The organism is Paenibacillus sp. LC231 (genome assembly GCF_001860525.1).
In the GTDB taxonomy this organism is placed as follows: Bacteria; Bacillota; Bacilli; order Paenibacillales; family Paenibacillaceae; genus Paenibacillus_AQ.
This window is the reverse complement of the sequence record NZ_JFOM01000037.1, coordinates 127490-153978: the sequence shown is the minus strand read 5'-3', so window position 1 is coordinate 153978 and position 26489 is coordinate 127490. Positions and strand designations below refer to the sequence as shown.

Sequence of the window (26489 nt, the reverse complement as noted above, 5' to 3'; positions counted from 1 at the left end):
ACGTCGATAATTAGGATGAGAATTTCTATAAGATTGAATGAGGCACACATGAAACACTACAATTTGTAGTTTATGTGGATCAATCAAATTTGATAACTAACATGCCAAAGGAGCTCACATGAATCTACACACAGCATTGAAACCATTTGTGCAGGATTATACGACAATTGCAAACATGAACATTACAGGTGTTCAATTTCATTCGGGTAAGATACAACAGGGGGATGTATTTGTGGCCATCAGCGGGACCAAAGAAGATGGTCATCATTATATCCAAAGAGCGATAAAGGCGGGTGCATCAGCCGTTGTCGGTGAATATAAAATAACGGACTTACCCGTTCCTTATTATCGTGTTTCAAATACACGGAGGGCCTTAGCTGCACTTGTTGGTCACTTATACGATTTCCCTTCTCAGCGTCATGTAATGATCGGTATTACCGGTACAAACGGGAAAACCACCACTGCGCATATGCTTAAGCATATATTGGAATTTGCTGGTGTTACATGTACACTCTTAGGCACTGTATTTCAAGAAATTAATGGACAAGAATTGATATCGACACAAACAACACCAGATTCACTACAACTGAATAAATGGTTGAATCAAAGCGATGACCAAGTGGTCATCATGGAAGTATCTTCACATGGGATTGATCAGGAGCGCGTAGCCTTCATCGAATATGATTATGCCGTATTTACGAACCTTAGTCACGATCATTTAGACTATCATCATACTCTTGAAGATTACTTTGGAACTAAAGCACGTTTATTTACTCAACTAAAGCCTAACGGAGAATCCATTATTTCAAGTCATAATGATTGGGGAATAAGGCTTATTGATCTTCTGACTACAAAAAATATAAGTGTACATACGTTTGGAAAAAGTGTTAACGACAATGTGCAACTCACCAATATTGAATCAGAATTCCCTTTGACGTTTCAATTGAGACAAAGAGGTACGCACTATAAACAGGTTTTGCCAATCCCAGGCATATACAATGCATGGAACGCCGTAGCTGCTTGGTTAACAGCAAGTCGAATGGGAATCGAGCCTGAAGTCATACAAAAGGCACTCCGTACATTCGCTGGTGTTCCTGGGCGCTTTGAAATTTTTAAACATCCTTCAGGGGCAGAATTTATAGTTGACTATGCCCACACTCCTGACGGATTTCACCAATTCCTCAGAACGATACATTCGCGTACAAATAACAGAGTCATTCACATTTTCGGTTTTCGAGGGAATGGAGATCCAACTAAAAGAAAGGAGATGATCCGGATTTCTGTTGAAAACAACGACATGATTGTTTTAACCCTAGATGATTTAAAGGGAGCAAATAAAAAAGAAATGTTGATGGAAATGAGAAGTTTAGTTAGTAATTACGGGAACAATAAATGCTTAATCATTGAAGATCGTACGGAGGCGATCGAATATATTTGGAAAAAAGCCAAGAAAGGTGATGTTGTTATAATTACCGGTAAGGGGCGAGAGTGTTATGAACAAGAATTCGCAATACCAAGTAAATCCGATATTGAAACGATTGAATATTTGTTAAAATCCATTGCCCCTGATGATTCTATATAAATGTCATAAAACTATGAAAATACGGGTAAGTTTAAACTCAATAACACTACAATTTATAGTGTTATTGAGTTTTGTGTTGTCATAGCCCTATGTAATTTCATGGCTAATACCAATTTGTAGATGGGAGGAACAAACTTGATTAAAAAAAAACGCTACAATGAACACGAGGGACATGTTAATGAAGGTTGGTTGATTCCTTATGCCGATTTGTTAACCTTGTTGCTAGCACTATTTATTGTGTTGTATGCAATGAGTTCAATAGATGCGAAGAAATATGAAGAGATGAGTAAAGCATTCAGTACATATTTTAGTTCTGGTTCGGGGGTATTGTCACAGTCTGGAATTATAGAATCTGATATGAGAATGGATAGTACAGTAAACGTTAAGCAAACTATTGATAGAAGTATTACCAAGCAAATAGACACATTAGTCAATTTAGAGCAGATAGATCTTGAAAAGATACAGAAGAAGATCGAATCATTCATACAAACAAATGGTTTTGAAACTAAGATTCGAACGAGTTTGACTAAAACGGAATTAACTATAATGATTAGTGATAATACATTGTATAATTCTGGTGAATCTGTTATAAAACCTGAATCACGGGCCATTGTTATGGCTATTTCCATGATTTTAGAAGAGACTGAAGATTATAATATAATCGTTGCAGGACATACCGATAATGTGCCGATTAGTAATAGCGAATTTGATTCAAACTGGGAATTAAGTCAGAAGCGAGCGCTTCGATTCATGGATATTTTACTTCAAAATAATAAAATGGATCCGAAAAGATTTCAGATTGTTGGCTTTGGAGAATTTCGTCCAAAAACCACAAACACTACCTCTGAGGGGAGGGCAATGAATCGGCGTGTAGAGGTATCCCTTGTACGAAGATTCGTTATAGATAAACAACTTTAATTTCTTTTGATCAAAAGACGGCCAGAATGCATTAAGTTTTGAATAAATTCATTTAGGCCAAAGCAAAATCAATAACACGAATTTAAACGCTCAAGATATTATAAATCTGAGCGTTTTTGTTATTTGCTGTAAAAACCTTTTGATAAAGATCAGGGTATCATAATCATAAAAAAATAAATATGTTGACAATATAGGGTAGGGGGCTATACTATAAAATCAATCAGATCCCGGTAAATTATGGTACATAATTACCTCGCCTTTTGACGGCCGTCGCGAGTAATAATTTGGATTGTGATGGAACCCGGTGATATGAGTTAAAGGAGGATAAATCAAATGTCAAAACAAGGGCAGACTCTTTCGCAAGCTGATCCAAGACGATGGATGGCGCTAGCATTATTATGTCTCGCAAATTTTATGGTGATTATGGATACATCAATTATCGGAGTTGCATTACCGGCGATTCAAGAAGCGCTTGGATATACGCAGGAAAGTTTACAGTGGGTATTTAATGCTTATGTGATTTTCTTCGGTGGGCTATTACTACTCGGTGGCCGATTATCAGACCTCTTTGGACAAAGACGCATGTTCATGTGGGGATTTTTGATTCTTACATTAGCTTCTTTACTTGCGGGTTTTGCTTGGAACGATGATTCACTAAACATCGGTCGCGCACTGCAAGGATTCGGTTCAGCATTAATAGCGCCTTCGGCTCTAACCATTGTGATGATGTTGTTCAGTGGTAATCCTAAAGAGTTGGGTAAGGCACTGGGTTTCTGGGGCGCCTCCGCAGCTGCGGGAGGTTCAGCTGGGGTATTTTTGGGTGGTGTTATTACGGAGTGGTTGAGTTGGCAATGGACTTTTCTAATTAACGTACCTGTTGGTATCCTCGCCTTAATTTTATCACCCGGTCTTTTAGCGAAAGGTACACGAAGAAAAGGAAGTATTGACATAGCAGGATCCATCTCGGTTACAGCGTCTTTGGTTCTGATCGTTTACGGAATCGTAACTGCAGAACATAATGGTTGGGGGGCACCAATCACCGTATGGACCCTTATCGCTGGAGTGATATTGTTCATTCTTTTCCTAATCATTCAGATAAACAAAAAAGAACCTCTAGTACCACTTCGTATTTTTAAAGCACCAAACCTGGCTGCCGGCAATATTGCGCTTATCATGTTGTCAGGTGGTTGGATTCCATTATGGTACTTCCTCAACTTATACATGCAGCAAATATTAAAGTTTTCAGCTTTCGCGGGTGGGGTTGGACTGCTTCCGATGACCATTTTGATTGCCATCTTCATGATCGTTATTACAGGCAAGTTGATTGGGAAATTCGGAATAAAAGCAAACATTGTTATTGGGTTGACTGCCCTTGGAGGTTCGATGCTCATGTTCTCAAGTAATACGCCGGTGGATGGCAGTTTCCTTATCAATGTACTTCCAGCATCGCTTTTGGGTGCTCTCGGGATGTCTCTAGCCTATATCCCTTCTATGATGGCCGCAATGTCGGGAGCAAAGCCAGAAGAAGCCGGTCTTGCATCCGGCCTTGCCAATACAAGCTACCAGATAGGTTCAGCAATAAGCTTAGCAATCATGGTTGCCATTGCCGCATCTGCTACTTCTTCCACGACGGGTGCCAACCCTGTAGAAGCACTAAATGATGGTTTTCAACAAGCATTCTTTTGGTCAGGTATGGTTGCTTTTGCGGGTGCGATATTAGCTTTGATGTTTATCCGCTCGCCTAAACAGGCGGATTCGTCGAACGTACCGAAAGCGATGTAATTGTTGCGTAAAAACTTATCTAGTGAAGATTGCAAAAGTCCTCTTCTGAATAATGAATACATTATTTACAGAGGGGGTAAACCAATAATAATGTCACTGTTAAGGTTAAAGATACATTTTCAATAACTTTGTTCTAATCAGGGCAAATATTCGTTACATGAAGGGAGTTAATTATGTTGAAGAAGAGATTTAAACCAATGGCTGTATTATTAATATTCATGTCCCTTTTATTAGTATTGGGGGCCTGCGGCAACGCTAAAAATAATGACCCCGAAAGTCCAGAAAATGCGGGGGAAATGGATCATGGTAACATGGAACACACCGGTTCTGGAGAAGTGCCTAAAGGTTTGAAAGAAGCAAAGAATCCAACCTATGGAGTCGGAACTCAAGCGATTATTGAATCAGATCACATGGCAGGTATGAAAGGTGCAACGGCAAAGATTGTGGGAGCATATAATACCACGGTGTATACTATTTCTTATACACCAACGAATGGTGGAGAAGTAGTGAAGAATCACAAATGGGTCATTCATGAAGAATTACAAAATGCAGGCGAGGCTCCATTAAAACCAGGAACTGAAGTGGTTGTAAATGCAGATCATATGGAGGGTATGAAAGGAGCAACGGCTGAAATTGATTCGGCTGAGAAAACGACAGTATATATGGTTGATTTCACTCCTACTACCGGTGGAGAAGAAGTTAAAAATCATCAATGGGTAACAGAAAGTGAGTTATCCCCTGTTAAATAATTTTAATCATAAAGAGAGCTTAATCATAATTGATTAAGCTCTCTTTATTGATGATTTTAGTTCGACGATTTATTTTTCTCGATATTCGAAAGTGATATAGAGGCTTTCTTAGTACATGTCATTCAAACATATCTTAAATGCCTAATTTTATTTTTTAACTACTAGTTCTCCGTCGAAGGACACTTAAGATAATAAGTAAAAGCGCAATAATTCCAATAAATGCGGACAAAATGCATCTACCTCCTACAATAATCCATATTTCAAAGACTTCTCCTTTTAAAGAGAAGCATTTTAACGAATTCATTTCAGTTAACACTACCGTATGTCAATGTAGCATATTCTGCTCTTTCTTGGATGTGCTGAAATTAGCAAAATCAAGTTGGGGTGGAACGTACGCCATGCCCACTATGGGTGAACTGCTACTTTTTATGCCGTGACTGTTCACGGTGGCATTGCTAAAGAGGTATAAATAATGGATGAAGAGAACATTCTTGCCTATTGCTTGAAGAATATGTCGGAGGATAAGAACACATATGGATATGAAGTCGCGAAAGTGGCTTTTTTGTGGGGCTCGTCACTTACCGCCAAAACAGCAAAAATCCGGGGCTAATTAACATTAGTCCCGGAAGGGTTGAGGGCTACGGGTTAGTGAGTAGTGTCACACCACTTATCATTAAGGCCAATGCGTAAGATACAGTCAAAGAGACGCGTTCTAGGTATATCCTTCTGAATTCTTTCGTTAAGATTTACCTTTCATCATTTCTTCCATTCGTCTACATCTTTCTTCAATACTGTCTACCGTACGTTTTATTTCATTTGTCGTCATCATATGCTGCTTCATCATGTTCATCATTTCCTTCATAGGTTCAGACATCATCATATTTTCTGCTGCCATCATCTCTTGACGCATGGGTGGCACGGATCGAGACGGCGGATAATACCAGGTATTGGGATACACATTATACACTTTTCTGATCTCTCCTTGAATTGATTTCTTCACCATTGTATGAGCACGACAAGGTAAATGCCATTGATGAAAAAGCCCAATCTTGGAAAGACCATGCATGTGAAAAAATTCAGTGCCTCCCAGGAGTAAGGACATTGATGGTGGCTTTTGTGGAAATACTGAACTTTGTAAACCATGCAAGGGAATTTTTCTCGAGGTGAAAAATAACATAATGATAAATATGAATAACTCATTCATGATGATGTGTATGTTGCTCATGTTTTTAGGTGTGCTTATACTGATTGTTGCAGTAGGCGTGGCGGTTTATTGGGTAGTTGCTTCACTGACAAGAAAGAACAGGACGAAGAACTACCCCATTATGATCCTAGCGGAGCGGTATGCAAAAGGTGAAATCACGGAAGAAGAATTTAAACAACGAAAAACGATCATCGAAGAGTAGACGTCAAAAGACCAGCTGATAAACCATCCAGCTGGTCTTTTCATTATTTCTAATTCCGAAAAGCTTTTCTTCATAAATTCAACACAAATTTTAGATATATTGATGAAGAGAAAAATCAAAAGGAGGTTCATGATGAAGGGTAAACTCAAATTATTCCTCGCTGCAGGTGCCATTAGTGTCGTCGTGGCGGGTTGTGCAAATGCAAATAGTCAAAATGGGATGGAAGGTATGGATCAACCCAAGATGAACATGGGGGATTCTCAACAAAATACGAGTCAAAACAAAGAGCAGTCAGGGGACATGAAATTGACGCAAGCGACTCCTGTTGCAGATGGGAAGGAATTTACGGTTACCGCACAAGCGAGCAACTTGAAGGTATCGGATGATGTGACCTTGCCTGTTTGGACGTTTAACAATTCGGTACCTGGCCCACAGATTCGTGTGAAGGTTGGGGACACCGTAAAAGTTAAATTGAAGAATGAATTGGAGGAGCCTGTTTCAATACACTGGCATGGCTACCCGGTTCCAAATAATATGGACGGTATTCCAGGCGTAACGCAAGATGCAGTGGCTGCAGGTAAGGAATTCACATATGAATTTAAAGCAACGGTTCCAGGAACTTACTGGTATCATTCGCACCAAGATAGCGTAAATCAGTTGGATAAGGGCTTGTATGGTACGTTAATCGTGGAAGATTCCAATGAGAGCTATGACCGTGATTATACGCTTGTACTCGATGAATGGATGAGCTCAGGTGAGATGGATATGAGCAACAACGAAGACATGGAAGGTATGGATCATAGCCAAATGGATATGGGCGATACGAGCAACAATGAAGACATGCAGGGAATGGATCACAGCCAGATGGATATGGGCAATACGAGCAACAATGAAGACATTGAGGGTATGGATCACAGCCAAATGGACATGGGCGATACCAACAGCATGACAGAGATGGCTGGGCATGATATGAGCATGTATGATGTGTATACCATGAATGGGAAAACAGGTGATGCAATTGACAAGCTCACCGTGAAGAAAGGGGATAAAGTCCGCATTCGTTTGGTCAATGCGGGTTACATTACGCACACGATACATTTACATGGGCATGAGTTCAAAGTCATTGCAACTGATGGACAGCCTGTTAATAGTCCAGCCGTGATCACCGATCAAGGCATTGCGATCGCACCTGGCGAACGCTATGATCTCGAATTTACTGCTAATAACCCAGGATCATGGCTATTAGAAGAACATGGAAAAGGGGACCGCGTGAAGAACATGCGTGCAGTCATTGAGTATGAAGGAGTAAGCGGCAAACCCGACGCTTCGAACGCAAACGAAGAGCTGCCGACCTTTGATCTAACCAAATACGGTCAGCAAGCAAGAACCAATTTTTCTTTGGATCAGAAATTTGATCAAGACGTGAAGCTAGATCTGAACACGGAAATGAAAGGCGGAGAAATGGTTTACACCATTAATGGAAAGCTATTTCCTGATACCGATCCAATTAAAGTAGATAAAGGGGATAAGGTGAAAGTAACCTTCGTGAATAATTCGAAGACCGATGATCATCCGATGCACTTGCACGGGCACTTCTTCCAAGTGTTAAGCAAGAACGGAAAACCACTTGAAGGAACGCCAGTTATCAAAGACACGCTGAATGTAAAGCCTGGCGAAGAATATGTGGTCGCATTTGAAGCCGATAATCCTGGGGATTGGATGTTCCACTGCCATGATCTGCATCATGCGTCCGCAGGTATGGTTACGGACGTCATGTACAATGGATACAATAGCAATTATATACCTGACCCTACGGTAGGAAATAAGCCTGAATAATCAATAAGACTCCTGCATCGATCAGCCGTTGCAGGAGTTTTGATTATGGTCACATCAATCCTCCATCGTTTCAACACGATTTCCACACATTCTTCTTCTACAATAGAGTTACATCACCAGATAGGAGGAGTTTAGAGATGGACTGGACATGGTTATTGGTATTGGTTTGCCCGATAATGATGATCTTTATGATGCTGGGTATGCGTGGTGGTCACGGTAATGGGCATGAAAAACAAGGACATCGGACGAGTGAAGAAACTCAAAGAATGCAGAAAGAACTAGACGAGTTAAAGGCCCAAAACGAAAAAATGCGAAATGATCTTCAGAATGTAACCAAATTATACTATTTAAAGGAGGAATGAATTTTGAGTTGTTGTGGAGGGCATCATCAAGAAAACAGCCATCCGTCTCAATCTTCTTATCATGCTTCAAAGTCGCATCATTGGATCATGACATTATGCTGCGCGCTGCCGATTGTAATTGTTGTTCTCATGGTCTTGATTCGTGCCTTTCGAGGAGAACCAACCAATAATATTCTAATAGGCATCTTGCTGATATGCCCATTATTCCATATGATTTTCACGCCGTTGATGAACAAGATCCATCAAAGAAGAACATCCAAAGAATGAATCAATTGCTTTTGCTTCAGCAGAATGCTGACGACGTTTCTTCATCTTGCATTTGACGCCATGAATCGTTTACATTTTGGGTAGGATTTACACATTGAAGAAGGTGGATACAATGTCAAAGATTCATGTACTTGTGGTCGATGATGAGTGGAACATGCGGAATCTACTTCGCCTATATCTTGTGAAAGAGGGATTTGTGGTGAAGGAAGCTTCCACTGGTTATGAGGCGCTGTCGATTCTCAAGCAGCATTCCTTTGACCTTCTAATCTTGGATGTGATGATGCCTGGAATGGATGGTTGGCAGGTGTGCAAAACCGTTCGAGAAACGGAGATAATTCCCATCCTCATGCTCACCGCGCGTACAGAGACAAAGGATAAAGTTCATGGGCTCGGTATTGGGGCGGATGATTATTTAACCAAGCCATTCGAACCCGAGGAATTGGTAGCCCGGGTATTTTCGCTGCTAAGACGATCTATGATCAATCAGGCCCAAAAACCTCAAGATACGGCGTTGGTCTTTAATAATCTCAAAATCAACGCAGATGCTCGAGAAGTTTACATTCATGAAAAAAGCATTGATTTTACGCCCAAAGAATTTGATTTACTTCACTTTCTTGCTGAGTATAGTCAACGTACATTTTCGCGTGATGACTTGGTTGAACGATTATGGGGGTATGAGTATACGGGAGACGCTCGAGTCGTCGATACCCACGTCAAAAATATTCGAGAGAAGATGAATCGTGCAGGACTTGGATACGAGGCAATTCACACGGTTTGGGGAGTAGGCTATAAGTTTATCGCGCAGGGAGAAGAAAGATGAGAAGTAATCGAATTGGGATGAAACTGGGGCTTATCATAGCTGCGATTTTTTTTATTGTTCTCCTCTTCCTTGGTGTCAGTTTATATCAAATGTTTTCAAGCTTTTACCATTCAGAAATGAAAACAGAGATCACGGAAATGACTTCTCATGTCTCGACCATGGCCGAGACCACAGAAGCATCTTCAGAAGAAATGATGCTGACCTTCGCCGATTTTTCGAATGTCAGCATGTTTTATATTAATGCAGCAGGAGACATCACTTTTCATACAGGGAAACATAATCCCGCCGATCGTACATTTATTCGCAAAGAGGATTTGAAGAAAATCTTCTCAGGAAAAGCGATCAACTTAGAGCATGAAGATCCATTAGGCCATCGCTATATGGTGATTGGTCAACCGATCCATAAAGATCATCAGATTACCTCAGCTATTTATGTGATGGCTTCTATGCAAAGCATGGATAAGTCGCTTACAGCCATACGTAATTTGTTGATGTTATCCGGGGTAGGTGCATTTTTGCTAGCAATGGGCATTACATGGATTGTGGCATTGCTTTTCTCACGACCACTCATTATGATGCAAAAAGCGACGAAAAAAATCGCCATCGGCGAGTTAGAAACCCGGTTGGACATCCATAGCAAAGATGAAATCGGCGATTTGGCGGCAGCAATTAATAACTTGGCCGCAGATCTTCAGCGATACCGGGATACACGACAGGAGTTCTTTGCGAATATTTCACATGAGCTTCGAACACCGATCACCTATTTGGAGGGATATGCCAAGGTTGTAAAGAACCATATGTATGAGACGGAGGAAGAGAAAGACCGTTATTTAGATATTATTTATCAAGAAGGAGTTCGAATCCAGCATTTGGTGGATGATCTATTTGAGCTTGCCAAAATGGAAGAAGGAAAGATCAGTTTATCCATGGAATGGATTGATTTGAGGTATGTTATCCATCAGTCAGTCCAAAAGGTATCGTTAAAAGCAAAGGAAAAAGGGTTGGAGTTGGTTGTCCATCCCACCGAGTCTGTTCCATTCATTCGAGGGGATGGCATGCGTTTAGAGCAAATTGTCCTCAATCTTTTGGAGAACGCTATACGATATACCGATGAAGGGCGTATAGATGTATATCTTCGCCATTCATCCACCATGCTTACACTATCCATACAAGACACGGGGATCGGAATTCCTGACGACGAGCTCCCCTATATCTTCGACCGTTTTTATCGTGTCGAGAAGTCCAGATCACGGCAAACGGGCGGGACAGGGCTCGGTTTGTCGATTGTCAAAAAATTAGTGAAGCTGCAGGGAGGTTCAATCCATGTAACCAGCAGGGTTGGGAAAGGCACCTGTGTTAGCGTTCAATTCGTCCTTCCGCTGATGCAGGAGGATCAATAAGATGAAGAAAACAGATTGGTTTATTGCTTTGTTTTTCATGGTACTCGGGTTGATGTGTTTAATGTTTTCGGCCTCATATTACCGAATGGGCTCGTTTATAAGTGAGGTTGGCATATTCAGATCGGCATGCATTGGAATGGCGGTCGTAGGTGCGGCCATCTATCTTATCTATCGCTTGATTCGTTTCAAACAAGGAAAGGGCAAGTAAAGGGTGACTTCCATAGGGAGTCATTTTTTTTCACAGCGTGCCCAGCATCTTCTAGCCGGTGAAAGTCCGGTCACGAGAGGGGCCAAGCCCCCGTGAGCTAAAATACCTGTGTATGGCGAAATCTATGCGTAGAAGCGTATTGACGAAAGTACCTGTCGGAGACAGGGCGAGCAACATACCAGGCCGTTTCATAAAGTGAATCCTGCCATGTCGTTAAAATGGCCTCGCAAGAGGGTATAGAGAAGCCGAATCTCGTTGCGTATGGATGAAGGCAACGAAAGCTGCTTGGAACTTTTGAACGGCAGCGAAGATCCTCTGGCGTAAGGGGATCGGCATGGGGGGGGGAGCCTTTTTAAGGTTTTCTTTGACAATTAAAGAACTTGGGATTATTATAATAATCAAATAATTATTTGATTGAGGTGATTCGATGGAAGTTAGAGATACATGCGATATTTTTTGTTATGACGAGCATAAGGTCAATCGAGTGAAGGCAAAGCTAAGCACACATGATTTTCAAGATATGGCACAAGTGTTTAAGGTCTTAGCAGATCCAACGAGACTGAAGGTTGCTTATGCACTTTGTGATGAGGATGAGTTATGCGTGTGTGATGTTGCAAATATTATTGGTTCTACTATGGCAACGGCTTCCCATCACTTACGGCTGCTGCGGAACATGGGGATTACGAAATATCGTAAAGAAGGAAAACTTGTTTTTTATTCAATGGAGGATGCCCAATTGAAACAAATCATCCGTATCGCGATTGAGCATCAGAAGGAGGCTGTTGGAGTTGAGTAATATGGCTGAATCAACAGATAAAAAAAATGTATATCGTGTAGAAGGCTTTACATGTGCGAATTGTGCAGGGAAGTTTGAGAATAATGTGAAACAGCTTCCGGGAGTACAAGATGCCAAGGTGAATTTTGGTGCATCCAAAATTTCCGTGTATGGTGACACAACGATCGAAGAACTTGAGAAAGCCGGTGCGTTTGAGAATCTAAAGGTTGCCCCAGAAAAGGCTCAAAGGGAAGCGACAGCAGACTCTAACAAAGAAGAAAAGGAACCATTTTATAAAAAGCATAGCACGTTATTGAATGCGGCTTTACTGATTGTTTTCGGATACCTTTCCTTAATTGTAAACGGTGAAGAAAACCTGATTACGTCCTTGCTTTTTGCTGCCTCTATCGTTATCGGCGGGTTTTCGCTTTTTAAAGTTGGTTTTAAAAACTTAATGCGTTTTGAGTTTGATATGAAAACCCTTATGACGGTAGCTATTATTGGAGCCGCAGTTATCGGGGAATGGGCGGAAGGCGCAATTGTAGTCATTCTCTTTGCGATAAGTGAAGCTCTGGAACGATTCTCGATGGATCGCGCAAGACAATCCATTCGTTCGCTAATGGATATTGCACCAAAAGAAGCCCTGGTGAGACGCAATGGGCAGGAGATGATGATACATGTGGATGACATCGCGCTAGGCGATATCATGATCGTCAAACCTGGACAAAAGATAGCCATGGATGGTGTTGTTGTTAGTGGCTATTCAGCAGTAAACCAGGCAGCAATTACGGGTGAGTCAGTCCCCGTAGAGAAAAAAGTAGATGATGATGTATTTGCCGGTACATTAAATGAAGAAGGTTTGCTTGAAGTTAAAGTAACCAAACTGGTTGATGACACGACGATTGCAAAGATTATCCACTTAGTTGAGGAAGCACAGGGTGAACGTGCTCCATCGCAAGCCTTTGTTGATAAATTTGCGAAGTACTATACACCTATCATTATGATTGTGGCAGCATTAGTCGCTGTGATCCCACCATTGTTCTTTGGTGGAGATTGGACAACATGGATCTACCAAGGCTTATCCGTACTCGTGGTCGGTTGCCCTTGTGCACTGGTTATTTCCACACCGATTTCTATTGTGTCGGCCATTGGGAATGCTGCGAAGAAGGGTGTTCTCATCAAAGGCGGCGTATATCTGGAGGAAATGGGTGCTTTAAAATCAATTGCTTTTGATAAAACCGGCACGCTCACCAAAGGTGTTCCAGTTGTTACGGATTTTAATGTATTGAATAAAGCTGCCAATGAAAAAGAATTACTCTCCATTATTACTGCCTTGGAGTATCGTTCTCAACATCCTCTTGCCTCTGCGATCATGAGAAAGGCAGAAGAATCCAATATTTCTTATTCGGACATTATTGTTGAGGATTTCTCATCAATAACAGGTAAGGGTATTAAGGGTGGCGTTAACGGAACGACATATTATATTGGAAATCCAAAACTCTTTAAGGAATTGCCAACGGTCCAGTTCACACCTGACCAAGAACAACTGGTTGCGTCCCTCCAAAATCAAGGGAAGACGGCGATGATTGTTGGTACAGAAAAGGATATTCTTGCTGTGATTGCTGTAGCAGATGAAGTTCGCGATTCCAGTATGGGTGTTATTCAAAAATTACATCAACTTGGCATTAAAAAAACAATTATGCTTACCGGTGACAACAAAGGTACGGCTACGGCTATCGCTGGATCTGTTGGTGTATCGGATGTACAGGCCGAATTATTACCTCAAGATAAATTAGATTTCATTAAACAGTTGAGATCGGAATACGGTAATGTAGCCATGGTTGGTGACGGAATCAACGATGCCCCTGCACTGGCTGCTTCCACAGTTGGGATTGCCATGGGCGGAGCTGGGACGGATACGGCGCTCGAAACTGCAGACGTGGCTTTGATGGGAGATGACTTGAGAAAGCTGCCTTTCGCAATTAAACTAAGCCGAAATGCGCTATCGATAATCAAACAAAACATCACGTTTGCATTAGCGATCAAGCTCATTGCTTTGCTGCTTGTTATACCTGGGTGGTTAACGCTATGGATTGCCATTCTTTCCGATATGGGTGCAACACTCCTGGTTGCATTGAATGGCTTACGTCTGATGCGCGTGAAAGAATAAAAAGTACGGGCTGAGTCATTCAAGCGTTAGGCTCTGGCTATCCATATAGCCAATCATAAAATTAAACTAGAGTTAGAGGTGTACGCCTCTAACTCTTTATTTGTGAGGATGTGAGAATGTGCTTCGATACTATGTCGTTGCGATTGTCGCCTTTGCTGTCGACCAGTTCATCAAATGGAGTGTAGCTACTTTTATGGATATCGGTCAAAAGATACCACTTATATCGGGTTTTATTCAATTGACATCCATACGAAATCGGGGGGCCGCGTTTGGCATCCTGCAAAACCAGCGGCTCTTTTTCATTGTGGTGACGACAATTGTTCTTATTGGCATTATCTTTTATTTGTACAAAATTCATCGCAAACAAAAAGAGCTAGCTTATGCTCTAGCTCTGATTTTTGGAGGGGCACTCGGAAATTTTGTAGATCGTGCCCTTCACGGCGAAGTTGTGGATATGCTGGAATTTACCTTCATCAACTATCCCGTGTTTAATTTGGCCGATGTGTATATTGTCACAGGGGGCGTTTTGGTCATGATCAATACGCTGCGGGTTTCTAGAACGGAGAAGGCATGAGGCAGGAGTAATTAGGAGTGGTTGAAGACGGCCTTTTGGCAAAGTGATACAACTCGTGGGTTCAGGTGTGGATCCGGAGCTGATAGACGAAATCATCAATCATAGCTCTTTAGCATCAGCTTTACTCTTCAACTGCCTTTCCGAAAAATCTGCGTTACATAATTTTTGAATAAAGAGGCGAAAGAAGTAAATGTTATGAGTATTACTCATGATGAAATGGAGAGACATATATGTCAAATACAAATCAAATGCCTAAAGAGGAAGGAATCGACCATAGTTTGAGCCTTATGAGAGAAGGATATATGTACATTTCGAACAGATGTCACAGTTTTAATTCTGAAATTTTTGAAACCCGATTACTTGGCATGAAAGCTATCTGCATGAAGGGAAAGGAAGCTGCGGAACTTTTTTATGATACTGAGAAATTTATAAGGAAGGATGCAGCACCAAACCGAGTGGCGCAAACATTGTTTGGAAAGAATGGCGTTCAGGCGCTAGATGGACAGGCCCATAAACATCGAAAGGAAATGTTTATGTCTCTCATGTCTCCTGACGGACTTCAAATCTTAAATGACATTACAAAAGAACAGTGGGAGAAAGCAGTCGACAAATGGGAACAGACAGATAGGGTTATTCTTTATGATGAAGCAAAGGAAATTATGTGCAAGATAGCCTGCCAGTGGGCGGGTGTTCCTGTTCAAGAAGATGAAGTTAAGGAGTTAGCAAAAAAATTGGGGGCAATGTTCGAGTCGGCTGCTACTATTGGTCCAGTTCATTGGCTTGGGAGACATGCGCGGAATCAGGTGGAAAAGTGGGTCGGAGACCTCATAAATGAGGTTCGTGGTGGGAAATTGAATCCCCCTGCAAATTCAGTATTACACAGATTTACTTGGCATCGCGATCTGGAAGGGAATCTTTTGGATACCGAGACTGCTGCTGTAGAAGTGATCAATATCTTAAGACCGATTGTGGCAATCGCCGTATTCATTAATTTCATTGGGGTGGCAGTTCACCACTATCCAGAAGAGAGGGAGAAACTTATATCCGGCGATGCAAATTATGCTCGAATGTTTGTACAAGAAGTTCGCCGTTTCTATCCGTTTTTTCCGTTCGTTGTGGCTTTGGTAAAAAAAGAGTTCACCTCGAACGGTTATAAATTTGAAGAAGGTACATTAACCTTACTAGATATTTATGGGACAAATCATGACCCCATGATTTGGGAAAAACCTGATATGTTCTACCCGGATCGGTTTGCTAAATGGGAAGGAAGCCCCTTCAGCTTTATTCCGCAGGGTGGTGGCGACTACTTAATGGGTCATCGCTGTGCAGGTGAGTGGGTCACTATTGAAATCATGAAAGTGACCCTTGATTATCTAGCAAATCAAATCGATTATGATGTTCCCGACCAAGATTTAAGTTTCAGCATGGTCAACATGCCCAGTATTCCACACAGTAAAGTAGAGATCACAAATGTTAAAAGGAGGTTGTAATTTCATCCTTAAAGGAGAAAATGAGCACCAAGCAACCTTAGTTCAGTATCCCCGGATTAAGGTTGTTTAATTTCTTTTGGAACCACCGGTAATTGAGACGTGCTTTCGTTTTTCGTATTACGATACCAAGTCTAAAAATGCATGTCATAACCGTTCGAATACTCCATTTTGTAAACAATCAAATGAACATTTGACTATTTGAAAATAATGGTGTATTATAATCATACATTCAAACGACTGTTTGATTATTAATGTTCAGTGAATTGGGGTAGATCAATGAAGAGGAGAAACGACAAAACCAAATTGGATTATATTCCGGCTCTACGTTTTCACTGGCTCACGTCCTTTTATGATTCTGTATTACGTTGGACGATGAGAGAGTCTACATTTAAAAACCAATTAATCAAACAAGTTCAAAGTTATCCAGGACAACGAATACTTGATCTTGGGTGTGGTACAGGTACATTAACGGTGCAATTAAAACAAAGTTATCCTGAATCAGAGGTCACTGGTCTTGATATTGATCCCGATGTTCTTCGAATGGCAAAGGCAAAGGCCGACCAGAGGCATTTAAGCATTAAGTTTGATCAAGGTAACTCGTACGAGTTACCATACCCTGATCACTCATTTGATCGCGTGGTCACTAGTCTAATGTTTCATCATTTAACCACAACAAACAAGCTCCAAACATTGAAGGAGATATTCAGAGTACTTAAACCAGAAGGAGAGCTGCATATCGCCGATTGGGGGAAAGCGAAAAATGGCATTATGCGTGCAGCATATTACTCCATTCAGATCCTCGATGGATTTTCAACAACCACGGATAATGTAAAGGGACTTTTACCTGAATTTATCCTAAAGGCTGGATTCCATACGATAAAGGAAACAACACAATACACAACCTTATATGGGAGTCTTTCGCTATATAAAGCAAAGAAGTGTGGTTAAGCCCCATATAGAAAGGAGAATCATCCATGACTATTACGCAACTCTTATCGGCCATTGGTACCTTTATCGTAACCAACATTGATGATATTTTTATCCTCATGATCTTTTTTGCCCAAATTGATAAAGTGCGTCATATGCAAATTGTAATTGGTCAGTATCTTGGATTCGGACTTTTAGTGATACTGAGCTTACTTGGCGCTTTTGGCTTTACTTTTCTACCACCAGAGTGGGCTGGGTTTCTTGGCTTGATACCGATTTATCTTGGTATTCGAATGTTCTTCACCAAAGAGGAAGATGAGGCTGAAGAAGCACTGGAGAAGTTAGGTGATGTAAAGGCTCAATTAACGGGTAATCGTTTTTTTGGTCCATTGACTGCTAAGGTAGCAGCGATTACCTTTGCGAACGGTGGAGATAACCTAGGAATATATATTCCTTATTTTACAACCCAAAGCAGTGACTCACTCATTTATATCGCGCTCGTTTTCCTGGTTATGGTTGCGGTCTGGTGTTTCTTGGGTTATCGTCTAGCGAGTTTCCCAGCTATTGTGAAGATATTGCAGAAGTACGGTAATGTTATCATTCCGATCGTTTTTATCGTTCTGGGTATATCCATCATGCTTCATGGTGATGTTTTAGATGTTATCAGAAGCTCTTGGAATTAATAATACAAACATTTTATAAACAAAGATGGAGGAGATTAGGATGGATCAAGCAAATCAGCACTTTGAATTGTTGGTAATTGGCGGGGGATCAGGTGGATATGTGGCTGCAATCAGAGCAGCTCAACTCGGGAAGAAAGTATTATTGGTTGAAAAATCAGAACTTGGCGGCGTTTGTTTGAATTGCGGGTGTGTACCATCCAAAGCATTGATCTCGGCAGCCCATAGACACGAAGATATGCATAATCCAGGAATACCCGGACTAACAGCAAGGGATATAGAAATTGACTTCTCCCAAATTCAGCAATGGAAGCAGAAGGAAGTGGTTGATCGGCTGAAGTCAGGTATTCATTCGCTAATGAAAAAAAATAAAATTACGGTTATCAAAGGGGAAGCAACATTTATAAGTGACCGTGAAGTACAAGTATCAAATAAGCAGGAAAGCTATCATGTTCATTTTGAAAACTGTATCGTCGCTGTAGGTTCTCGTCCGATTGAATTAAAACCATTTCCTTTCGGAGGACGTATCTTATCTTCGACGGAAGCTTTAAGCCTCACTGAAATCCCAAAGCGTATCATTATCATCGGTGGAGGATATATTGGTATTGAACTTGGACAAATGTTTGCAAAATTCGGTACAGAAATCACGGTGTTGGAAGGGGCCAGTACCATATTGCCAGGGTTTGAGAAGGATATTACACGTATTGTAAGTAAGAACTTAAGTTCTTTGGGCGCTACAGTGTATACAGATGCGATGGCTCAGTCAGTTGAGCTAACGGAGAATGAAGTTACCGTAACGTTTACCGTAAATAATGAAGAAAGACAAGCGACGGCTGATTATGTACTAGTTACAGTCGGTCGTAGACCGAATACGGATGGTGAACTTGGTCTCGATAAGATTGGTGTTAAATTAGGAGAACGAGGACTTGTTGAAGTCAATGAGTCAGGTCAAACCAGTCTACCACATATATACGCGATTGGAGATATTATTCCAGGACCGGCATTAGCTCATAAAGCCTCATATGAAGGGAAAATCGTAGCAGAAGCCATTGCAGGACTTCCAAGTATTTTTGACTATAAAGTGATTCCTTCCGTTGTATTTTCTGATCCGGAAATTGCATCGGTCGGCCTTTCTGAGCTCGAAGCTAAAGAGCAGGGGGTTGATGTATTGACAGGTAAATTCCCTTTAGCTGCTAACGCTCGAGCACTATCTTTGACCTCAGCTGAAGGGTTTGTAAAGTTAGTAGGGGATAATAAGACAGGTCTTGTGTTAGGTGGACAAATTGTAGGGACCAACGCATCAGATCTGATTCCGGAGATCGCATTAGCCATTGAACTGGGTTCAACCTTAGAAGACATTGTGCTTACCATACATGCTCACCCAACACTTGGTGAAATGACTGCAGAAGCGGCTGAAGTTGCTCTTGGACATCCTATTCATATTTAGTTTGCTGCGTATTGGCTTTTTTGACAACCATCCGTAACTGAAATATGATAATACTCAAATGAGTATGAGATTGAGGTGTTACACATGTCAACGGAGGATACTTGCGATATATTTTGTTACGACGAAGATAAAGTGAGACGTGTTAAAGCAAAGTTGAGTAATCATGATTTTCAAAATATGTCCCAAATTTTTAAGGTCATTGCCGATCCTACACGGTTAAAAGTCGCCTATGCCTTATGCGATGAGGATGAGTTATGCGTCTGCGATGTGGCCAATATTATTGGTTCTACAATGGCGACAGCATCCCACCATTTACGACTGCTTAGAAATATGGGGATCGCGAAATACCGTAAAGAAGGAAAACTTGTGTTTTACTCACTAGAAGATATGCAGTTAAAGCAGCTGATAAAGCTAGCTGTAGACCATCAGTCAGAAAGTATTCAGTTTTGAACCTAGTTTATCCAAAGAGGACCAGTTCTGTTCAAATGAATATATTGATTTCTCATATTAATGGACGGAATAGAAACGGGGAGATTGAACTCATGTAGAGTGCAGATCTTCCCGTTTCTTTGTTCATTTCCTTGGTGAGTCCTAAAATCAAGTGGTAGATACACATATTATATTCAGTTCAGTAAGTTGACAAACAATTGTAATAACCAGTAACCTTGAGTTTGTAATATACTATGTTGTGTAGTCTTTTAACTGTTTGATACGGAAAAGGAGTTATTGCCATTGATGAATCAGAGTGTATTAACACATTTCAGTTTTTCAGAATTATGGGGTCCGCTCGTATTTTTTATAACCGTTTTATTATCTGTAATCTACTTGTTATATGTTGGTCCATTACGTAACCGCTTTTATGAGAGTGAACCCGTTAGAACCGGACAAAAAATATGGTTTATTTCGGGTTTGTTTACGTTTTATATAGCGGTTGGAAGTCCAATCAATGCGTTTAGTCATCATGTGTTATTTAGCGCTCACATGTTGAAGCAAGCTTTATTATACTTTATTATGCCGCTGTTTTTTTATTTAGGTACGCCATCATGGTTAATACGCCCTTTATTAAATACCAAGTTTTCCTCGAAGTTTCTCTCATTTTTTAGTCGACCTATCTTAGCCATGTTTCTATTTAACTCTGCTTTATCCTTATATCATTTCCCAGTAGTTTTTAATAAGCTGATGGAGATCCCATTCCTAGGAGGCTTATATCATGTTTTTTTAGTGATTGCGTCATTTCAGATGTGGTGGCCACTCATGTGCCCTGTACCGGAATTTGATAAACTATCCAATGTAAAAAAGTTAGGGTACATTGCAGCCAATGCAATTCTGTTATATCCAGCATGTGTAGCCATAATTTTTGCCGGCAACATTCTTTATGATCCATATGTGAATGCTCCACAACTACTTTCATTTTTGAGTCCCATTGATGATCAACAATTAGGTGGGATTATCATGAAAATGACGCAAGAGGCCGCATTTGTAGTCACACTTGCAATCATTTCAGCAAGATGGTATCGGAAGGAGAAACATGATGACCCCATTGAAGTTTATGATGTGAAAATTGACTCATCGAATACTTAGACCACAAGCATTGCATAATTCCCAAATAATTGATTTTTTCTCATTGCAGAAAGGAAGTTAACTATGGGCCCAGACAATTTGACTCTATGGATAGCATTTGCAGCAGGATTTTTGTCTTTTATATCTCCTTGCTGTCTTCCGCTCTATCCATCCTATATATCTTACATTACCGGGATTTCTGTTAAGGAGTTAAAGGATGGTAAGGGGATCATGCAAAAGAAGGCTTTTGCTCATACCATATGCTTTATGCTAGGATTCTCTGTCATTTTTTTCGCATTAGGGTTATCAGCCAGTTTAGTAGGAGATTTATTTTCAAATAATCGCGAATTGATTCAAAAATTAGGCGGATTATTAGTGATTGTCATGGGATTAATCATGCTTGGAGTTATTCAGTTACAGATTTTAATGAAGGATAGGAAGTTTCAAATCAAGCATAAACCGTCAGGATATCTTGGATCCATATTAGTTGGATTATCATTCTCTGCAGGATGGACGCCGTGTATCGGACCCATTCTTTCAGCCGTTTTAGCTATGGGAGTTACAAATCCTGAAAAGGCAGTGGGCTATATTAGCGCATATACGCTAGGGTTTGGAATACCGTTTCTTATTATGGCTTTTTTTATTGGCAGATTAAAATGGATCTCAAGGTACTCTTCACTAATGATGAAAATTGGCGGAGCGATGATGGTGCTCACGGGAATATTGCTTTACACAGATCAAATGACCAAGATCACCATCTGGTTAATTGGGTTATACGGCGGATTTACAGGTTTTTAACCTAATCGAGATGTGGAGTTAAGGCGGTGATAAACATATAAAACGGCAAGTAAGTAACATCTAAAAGGTCACTAAACGAATAAATAGCTGAGGTGAAACATGAATAATAAGAAGAAATCATCAAGAAATCTAGTTATCTTTACCATCATCATTGTAGGGCTAATGGTAGCTTTGGTTTTGATAAACCAAAGCAGTCAGAAATCAAAAAGTTCGGAAGGGGCATTCGATAATCCACCGGTTACGGAAAATCAGCCTACCCTAGGAGACCAAAATGCAAAGGTTTCAATCGTGGAGTTTGGTGATTACAAATGTCCCTCCTGCAAAGCGTGGGGGGAGAATATAATGCCACAACTTTCGAAGGACTTTATCGAAACAGGACAAGCATCATTCTCCTATATTAATGTTCTTTTTCATGGTGAAGAATCAAAAACAGGCGCACTTGCTGCAGAAGCGATAATGCTGCAAGATCCTGACGCATTTTGGACATTTCACCATGAAGTATTTAATGCACAACCTGCAACAGAGGAGCATGATAACGCATGGCTAACCCCAGATAAGGCGCTGGAGCTTGCTAAAGAATATACGCCCAATATTGATCTAGCGAAGCTTAAAGAAGATATGGGAAGTAAGCAGATCGAAGACCAAGTTAGTTTAGATGAGGAATTAGTCCGTGAATATAATATACAACAAACACCAACGATTATGATCAATAATGTTATGGTATCGAACCCGTTTGATTATGAGGAGATATCTTCCTTAATCAATGCGCAACTTAAGGAATAGATGGGAGAGGATCGAGTAGTGGTACGTGACAAAACAATATATTTAGCCTGGGTTGTCGCACTTACAGCAACGCTTGGAAGTCTCTATTTTAGCGAGATAAGAGGATTTATTCCTTGCGAATTGTGCTGGTATCAGAGAATACTAATGTATCCACTCAGTATCATTCTAGGAATTGCGGCTTTTTACAGTGAGACAAGGATAAAAAAATATGTGCTTCCATTTTCGATTTTTGGAGCATGCGTTTCATTATTTCATTACTTGGAGCAGAAAGTCCCTGGATTTGAGGAGATCAAGCCCTGCACGAACGGGGTGCCGTGTAATGTACAATACATTAATTGGTTTGGTTTTATAACGATTCCTTTTCTCGCATTAGTAGCCTTTATTTTAATTACAATCTTAATGATACTTACAAGATCTGAGACTGGTGTGAACCCAAAATCAGGTTCCTAACAGCTAAAAAAACACCAAAACCACTACTAGAATCAGTACTAATGAGATAATAGTTGTTAGCGTTGCACCAAGTAACCAGGACACTTTGTTCTTCACGAAAAGGGATAATAGTAAATGGATGACAAACGGACAGATATAATATGCTATCAAATGAACGGTATTGTTGAAATCGATAAAATAGATATCCGTCAGAAAAACGATACTAATCATAGTAAACAGTAACAGTGAGCTTAAAATCATAATCCTAGGCTTGAGAAGTGAAAGAAAAGTATCATTGTTCAAAGTGTATCGCCTTCCTTATGTAAATATAGGGTGTTTAATTAATTATGAACTACTCAATACATCGGTTACAAACGATGTGGGATTGAGGTGAAAGGATTTGTACGAGGCGATTAATCCAATTGCATTTCGATTAGGGCCAATTCAATTATACTGGTACGGGATTATTTTAAGCGTAGCTGCACTCATAGGTCTTATCGTTGTTATACAAGAAGGCAAACGGTATCAGATCCATCCGGGGTTCTTTTTGGATATGGTACTTGTAGGCGTGCCATCCGCTATCGTCGGGGCTAGAGCTTACTATGTCGTATTCAAGTGGGAAGATTACCGCAATAACTTCTGGGACGTTTTCAAAATATGGAATGGTGGAATCGCCATTTACGGAGCTTTAATCGGAGCGATTATGGCTATGATTTTTTTCTTTCGTTTGCGTGGCTATAATTTTTGGCGCATTGCAGATCTATGTGCTCCGGGATTGATTATAGGACAATTGATCGGGCGTTGGGGAAATTTTATAAATCAAGAAGCTCACGGAGGGCCAGTATCTGAGGATTTTCTCAGAACAACATTACATCTGCCTAACTTTATTGTCAATCAAATGAATATCGAGGGTGTCTATTATCATCCGACCTTTCTGTATGAGTCCATATGGAATTTTGTTGGTTTGTTGTTGCTCTTATGGTTGAGACGTCAGCCTTTTCTACGTTCAGGGGAATTATTTTTGACTTATTTCACTTGGTATTCCATTGGACGGTTTTTTATCGAAGGACTGCGTACCGACAGTTTAGCTTGGTATGCCTCTAACTGGCTTGCAGCGTTGATGAAATTGCTTTGGTCACCGATGGGGCTTTTGTTTCACGAAGGCGAAATGAGTTATGGTACTGTTCGTGTTTCGCAGCTATTAAGTGTCTTGATTGTCCTTATTGCCATAAGCCTTATTGCAAACCGAAGGTTTAGAAAACATCAGGAACGATATGCAGACCCAATCGCCAGCAATAGACCTTAATTAATTTAATATAAGAGGCAGTCGACCTTGGTTCGACTGCTATTTATATTTCGAACCTCTGCAAAAGTATTACACTATTGTTTTATTTGCTTCTGCGTTCAAAATGAATTCTTTTTGAATAATGTCCTGATATAAGTCCAATAGGTACGGGATTTGAACAAATCTTAACATTAATTTAAGGAGGGAAAGAATTCTAATGATAAGATTGACAATCGAGAAAAAATGGACTACATTATGTAGGGTTACAAAAAATTCATAAATTGTGCCGAATTTCGTTTTTGAAAACGGGGGAACCATTTTTGGGTGAATTATTCTTGTAGTAAAGGGAGTATAGGGATCCTTCTACCGAACCCTCAGCTAACTCCGTAGGCATCGAAGGGAGAAATAATCTTGAAGAAAATTTTACTGTCGTTGTTAGGGTCTGCCATTATATTATCTTCGGGAGCAGCCAGTGCGTTTGCAGATAATCAACCTAAGTTGACTACTGAAGTAAGTAAAGTCGTTGGAACACCCTATAAATGGGGAGGTACAACTTCAAGTGGTTTCGATTGCTCCGGCTTTATTCTTTACATTTTTGATAAATTCAACTTAGATTTGCCACGTACATCGAGTGCTCAGGCCAAAGTGGGTACTCCAGTCTCAAAAGCTAATCTGAGACCGGGTGACTTAGTTTTTTTTAATACGAGTGGCAGGGGAATTTCTCATGCTGGAATCTATATTGGCAATGGTCAATTTGCACATTCGTCCAGTAGTAAGGGTGTAAGGATAAGTAAACTGTCAGAAACCTATTACAAACAACGTTATGTAACTGCAAGAAGAACCATTAGTCAAAAAAGTTACATGATGATGGTCGGAAGTTACAACTGAAATAATTAAAATGAACAAGCCCTTCATAAATGAAGGGCTTGTTTTATGATTTCAATTCAATGTTACCCTCATAGGTTTGCAATCGTGTTTCCTTCTTAGACATACGTTTGTACTTATAATTAAGTGTACAAAACACCAAATACTTGATGCCTATATAGAAGATCTACATTTCTGCCGATACTCAATATTGAGATATTCATTATTGATGAATAAATGCTCATATGATACTTTAAGTAAAAATATTATAGGAGGTATGATATTTATATGTTAGATACTATTGTCATCGGTGGAGGTCAGGCCGGGCTTGCGGCTGCTTACTATCTCAAACAAAATTCAGTGAATTTCCTCATCCTTGATGGTCACAGGGAGGTTGGTGATTCATGGAGAGACCGCTATGATTCTCTTCATCTGTTTACGCCAAGAATGTATAATAGTTTACCTGGTGCTCCCTTTCAAGGTGATCCTCAAGGTTTACCACATAAAAATGAGGTTGCCGATTATTTGAAAAATTATGCGAAGCGTTTAGAACTTCCTGTTCAAAGCAATACACAAGTTACATCATTAACCATGAACAATGGAATCTTTGAAGTCTCCACAACGAAGGGTACGTTTAGATCAAAAAAAGTTATAGTAGCCACCGGTCCTTTTCAGAAGCCACTAGTTCCTTCCTTTCATGACAAGCTTGGTGATGCAGTTATACAATTACATTCTTCTGAATATCGAAATAAGAACCATCTCAAGGAAGGGGGTGTTCTTGTTGTAGGTGCAGGAAACTCTGGGGCCCAAATTGCCAGTGAGTTGGCAGATGATTTTGATGTGCATCTGTCTGCAAGCGGTGAGATCCAGTATAAACCGTTACATATTTTCGGGAAGAGTATTTTTTGGTATTTCGACAAGGTGGGCTTTTTAACAGCAAACCGCAAAAGTACGTTAGGTAAATGGTTGCATGCAATGCCAGAACAGATTTATGGAAAAGAGTTAAAGCTGCTCATTCAACAAGGAAGGATACAACTTCATGCAAGGACGGAAAAGATAGTAGATCAAACGGTGTATTTTCAGAACGAAGAATCTCCCATACATATCGACAACATTATCTGGGCTACAGGTTTTAAACGTGATGATCACTGGATAGATATAGAAGCGGCATTTAAAGATGGGCATATTGATCATATGGAAGGTGTATCCGTTGTAAAAGGACTCTACTTTGTTGGATTACCGTGGCAAACATCAAGAGGGTCAGCGCTGCTTGGATGGGTGAAGTATGATGCTAAGCGTATTGTTGATTATCTACTGAGAGAATAAAAATAGGGTAGAAGTCGTTCGAGACTTTTTCTTCTGACAAAATTCGGATTG

The 26489-nt window shown here is 40.4% G+C and carries 27 protein-coding genes and 1 riboswitch; of the genes, 26 read left to right on the top strand and 1 reads right to left on the bottom strand.

Annotation, left to right across the window (positions count from 1 at the left end):
• Window positions 1–118 precede the first annotated feature (118 nt).
• From AK95_RS21840 to AK95_RS34275, 5 genes are all read left to right on the top strand, one after another.
• Complete coding sequence (locus tag AK95_RS21840) at window positions 119–1582, top strand: UDP-N-acetylmuramoyl-L-alanyl-D-glutamate--2,6-diaminopimelate ligase (protein ID WP_071222007.1); 1464 nt, start codon at window positions 119–121, stop codon at window positions 1580–1582.
• A gap of 135 nt (window positions 1583–1717) precedes the next feature.
• On the top strand, window positions 1718–2500 hold the full coding sequence (locus tag AK95_RS21835; protein ID WP_071222006.1) for a flagellar motor protein MotB: 783 nt from the start codon (window positions 1718–1720) through the stop codon (window positions 2498–2500).
• Between the two features lie 333 nt (window positions 2501–2833).
• Window positions 2834–4282, top strand: coding sequence for an MFS transporter (locus AK95_RS21830; RefSeq protein WP_071222005.1), 1449 nt, complete (start codon window positions 2834–2836; stop codon window positions 4280–4282).
• A 173-nt stretch (window positions 4283–4455) separates the two neighbouring features.
• Window positions 4456–5031 (top strand): YdhK family protein, encoded by a 576-nt coding sequence (locus AK95_RS21825; RefSeq protein ID WP_071222004.1) that lies wholly within the window; start codon window positions 4456–4458, stop codon window positions 5029–5031.
• 472 nt (window positions 5032–5503) lie between these two features.
• Window positions 5504–5641 (top strand): hypothetical protein, encoded by a 138-nt coding sequence (locus AK95_RS34275; protein ID WP_162487625.1) that lies wholly within the window; start codon window positions 5504–5506, stop codon window positions 5639–5641.
• Between the two features lie 129 nt (window positions 5642–5770).
• On the opposite strand, the gene AK95_RS21820 is transcribed toward AK95_RS34275, so the two are convergent.
• Entirely contained in the window at window positions 5771–6178 is a 408-nt protein-coding gene (locus tag AK95_RS21820; RefSeq protein WP_162487624.1) for a hypothetical protein, read from the bottom strand.
• Window positions 6179–6209: 31 nt separating this feature from the next.
• Here AK95_RS21820 and AK95_RS21815 point away from each other — a divergent pair, with 31 nt between their 5' ends.
• The 21 genes from AK95_RS21815 to AK95_RS21705 all read left to right on the top strand — a co-directional run bounded on the left by AK95_RS21815 (window position 6210) and on the right by AK95_RS21705 (window position 26438).
• Window positions 6210–6437 carry an SHOCT domain-containing protein gene (locus AK95_RS21815; protein ID WP_083397704.1) on the top strand — a complete coding sequence of 76 codons (228 nt, stop codon included), beginning with the start codon at window positions 6210–6212 and terminating at the stop codon, window positions 6435–6437.
• Window positions 6438–6569: 132 nt separating this feature from the next.
• Window positions 6570–8273 (top strand): multicopper oxidase family protein, encoded by a 1704-nt coding sequence (locus AK95_RS21810; protein ID WP_162487636.1) that lies wholly within the window; start codon window positions 6570–6572, stop codon window positions 8271–8273.
• Between the two features lie 137 nt (window positions 8274–8410).
• Entirely contained in the window at window positions 8411–8635 is a 225-nt protein-coding gene (locus AK95_RS21805; RefSeq protein WP_071222001.1) for a DUF2933 domain-containing protein, read from the top strand.
• A gap of 379 nt (window positions 8636–9014) precedes the next feature.
• Window positions 9015–9722 carry a response regulator transcription factor gene (locus tag AK95_RS21800; protein ID WP_071222000.1) on the top strand — a complete coding sequence of 236 codons (708 nt, stop codon included), beginning with the start codon at window positions 9015–9017 and terminating at the stop codon, window positions 9720–9722.
• Window positions 9719–11122 (top strand): sensor histidine kinase, encoded by a 1404-nt coding sequence (locus tag AK95_RS21795; protein ID WP_071221999.1) that lies wholly within the window; start codon window positions 9719–9721, stop codon window positions 11120–11122. The genes AK95_RS21800 and AK95_RS21795 overlap by 4 nt, the downstream gene beginning before the upstream one ends.
• Window position 11123: 1 nt before the next feature.
• Window positions 11124–11330: a hypothetical protein gene (locus AK95_RS21790; RefSeq protein ID WP_071221998.1), complete on the top strand. Its 207-nt coding sequence runs from the start codon at window positions 11124–11126 to the stop codon at window positions 11328–11330.
• Between the two features lie 427 nt (window positions 11331–11757).
• Window positions 11758–12126 carry an ArsR/SmtB family transcription factor gene (locus tag AK95_RS21785; protein ID WP_071221997.1) on the top strand — a complete coding sequence of 123 codons (369 nt, stop codon included), beginning with the start codon at window positions 11758–11760 and terminating at the stop codon, window positions 12124–12126.
• 1 nt (window position 12127) lies between these two features.
• A complete protein-coding gene (locus AK95_RS21780) occupies window positions 12128–14275 on the top strand; it encodes a heavy metal translocating P-type ATPase (protein ID WP_162487635.1) in 2148 nt (715 codons plus the stop codon).
• A 118-nt stretch (window positions 14276–14393) separates the two neighbouring features.
• The gene (gene lspA, locus AK95_RS21775) at window positions 14394–14849 is read left to right on the top strand and encodes a signal peptidase II (protein ID WP_071221995.1); all 456 of its coding nucleotides are present in this window, start codon (window positions 14394–14396) and stop codon (window positions 14847–14849) included.
• Between the two features lie 230 nt (window positions 14850–15079).
• Window positions 15080–16339, top strand: a complete 1260-nt coding sequence (gene cypC, locus AK95_RS21770) for a CYP152 family fatty-acid peroxygenase CypC (protein ID WP_071221994.1) — start codon at window positions 15080–15082, stop codon at window positions 16337–16339.
• A gap of 276 nt (window positions 16340–16615) precedes the next feature.
• Window positions 16616–17287, top strand: coding sequence for a class I SAM-dependent methyltransferase (locus tag AK95_RS21765; RefSeq protein WP_071221993.1), 672 nt, complete (start codon window positions 16616–16618; stop codon window positions 17285–17287).
• 26 nt (window positions 17288–17313) lie between these two features.
• Complete coding sequence (locus tag AK95_RS21760) at window positions 17314–17949, top strand: cadmium resistance transporter (protein WP_071221992.1); 636 nt, start codon at window positions 17314–17316, stop codon at window positions 17947–17949.
• Window positions 17950–17983: 34 nt separating this feature from the next.
• Entirely contained in the window at window positions 17984–19393 is a 1410-nt protein-coding gene (gene lpdA, locus AK95_RS21755) for a dihydrolipoyl dehydrogenase (protein ID WP_071222307.1), read from the top strand.
• A gap of 84 nt (window positions 19394–19477) precedes the next feature.
• A complete protein-coding gene (locus AK95_RS21750) occupies window positions 19478–19843 on the top strand; it encodes an ArsR/SmtB family transcription factor (protein WP_028407066.1) in 366 nt (121 codons plus the stop codon).
• Window positions 19844–20128: 285 nt separating this feature from the next.
• Window positions 20129–20974 carry a cytochrome c oxidase assembly protein gene (locus tag AK95_RS21745; RefSeq protein ID WP_071221991.1) on the top strand — a complete coding sequence of 282 codons (846 nt, stop codon included), beginning with the start codon at window positions 20129–20131 and terminating at the stop codon, window positions 20972–20974.
• A gap of 63 nt (window positions 20975–21037) precedes the next feature.
• Window positions 21038–21751, top strand: coding sequence for a cytochrome c biogenesis CcdA family protein (locus tag AK95_RS21740; protein ID WP_071221990.1), 714 nt, complete (start codon window positions 21038–21040; stop codon window positions 21749–21751).
• 99 nt (window positions 21752–21850) lie between these two features.
• The gene (locus AK95_RS21735) at window positions 21851–22534 is read left to right on the top strand and encodes a DsbA family protein (protein ID WP_071221989.1); all 684 of its coding nucleotides are present in this window, start codon (window positions 21851–21853) and stop codon (window positions 22532–22534) included.
• Window positions 22535–22984, top strand: coding sequence for a disulfide oxidoreductase (locus AK95_RS21730; RefSeq protein WP_071221988.1), 450 nt, complete (start codon window positions 22535–22537; stop codon window positions 22982–22984).
• Between the two features lie 379 nt (window positions 22985–23363).
• Entirely contained in the window at window positions 23364–24269 is a 906-nt protein-coding gene (lgt, locus tag AK95_RS21720) for a prolipoprotein diacylglyceryl transferase (protein ID WP_083397703.1), read from the top strand.
• A gap of 253 nt (window positions 24270–24522) precedes the next feature.
• A riboswitch (cyclic di-AMP (ydaO/yuaA leader) is annotated at window positions 24523–24656 on the top strand.
• A gap of 3 nt (window positions 24657–24659) precedes the next feature.
• Complete coding sequence (locus AK95_RS21710) at window positions 24660–25136, top strand: C40 family peptidase (RefSeq protein WP_071221985.1); 477 nt, start codon at window positions 24660–24662, stop codon at window positions 25134–25136.
• A gap of 264 nt (window positions 25137–25400) precedes the next feature.
• Window positions 25401–26438 (top strand): flavin-containing monooxygenase, encoded by a 1038-nt coding sequence (locus AK95_RS21705; RefSeq protein ID WP_071221984.1) that lies wholly within the window; start codon window positions 25401–25403, stop codon window positions 26436–26438.
• Window positions 26439–26489: the final 51 nt, after the last annotated feature.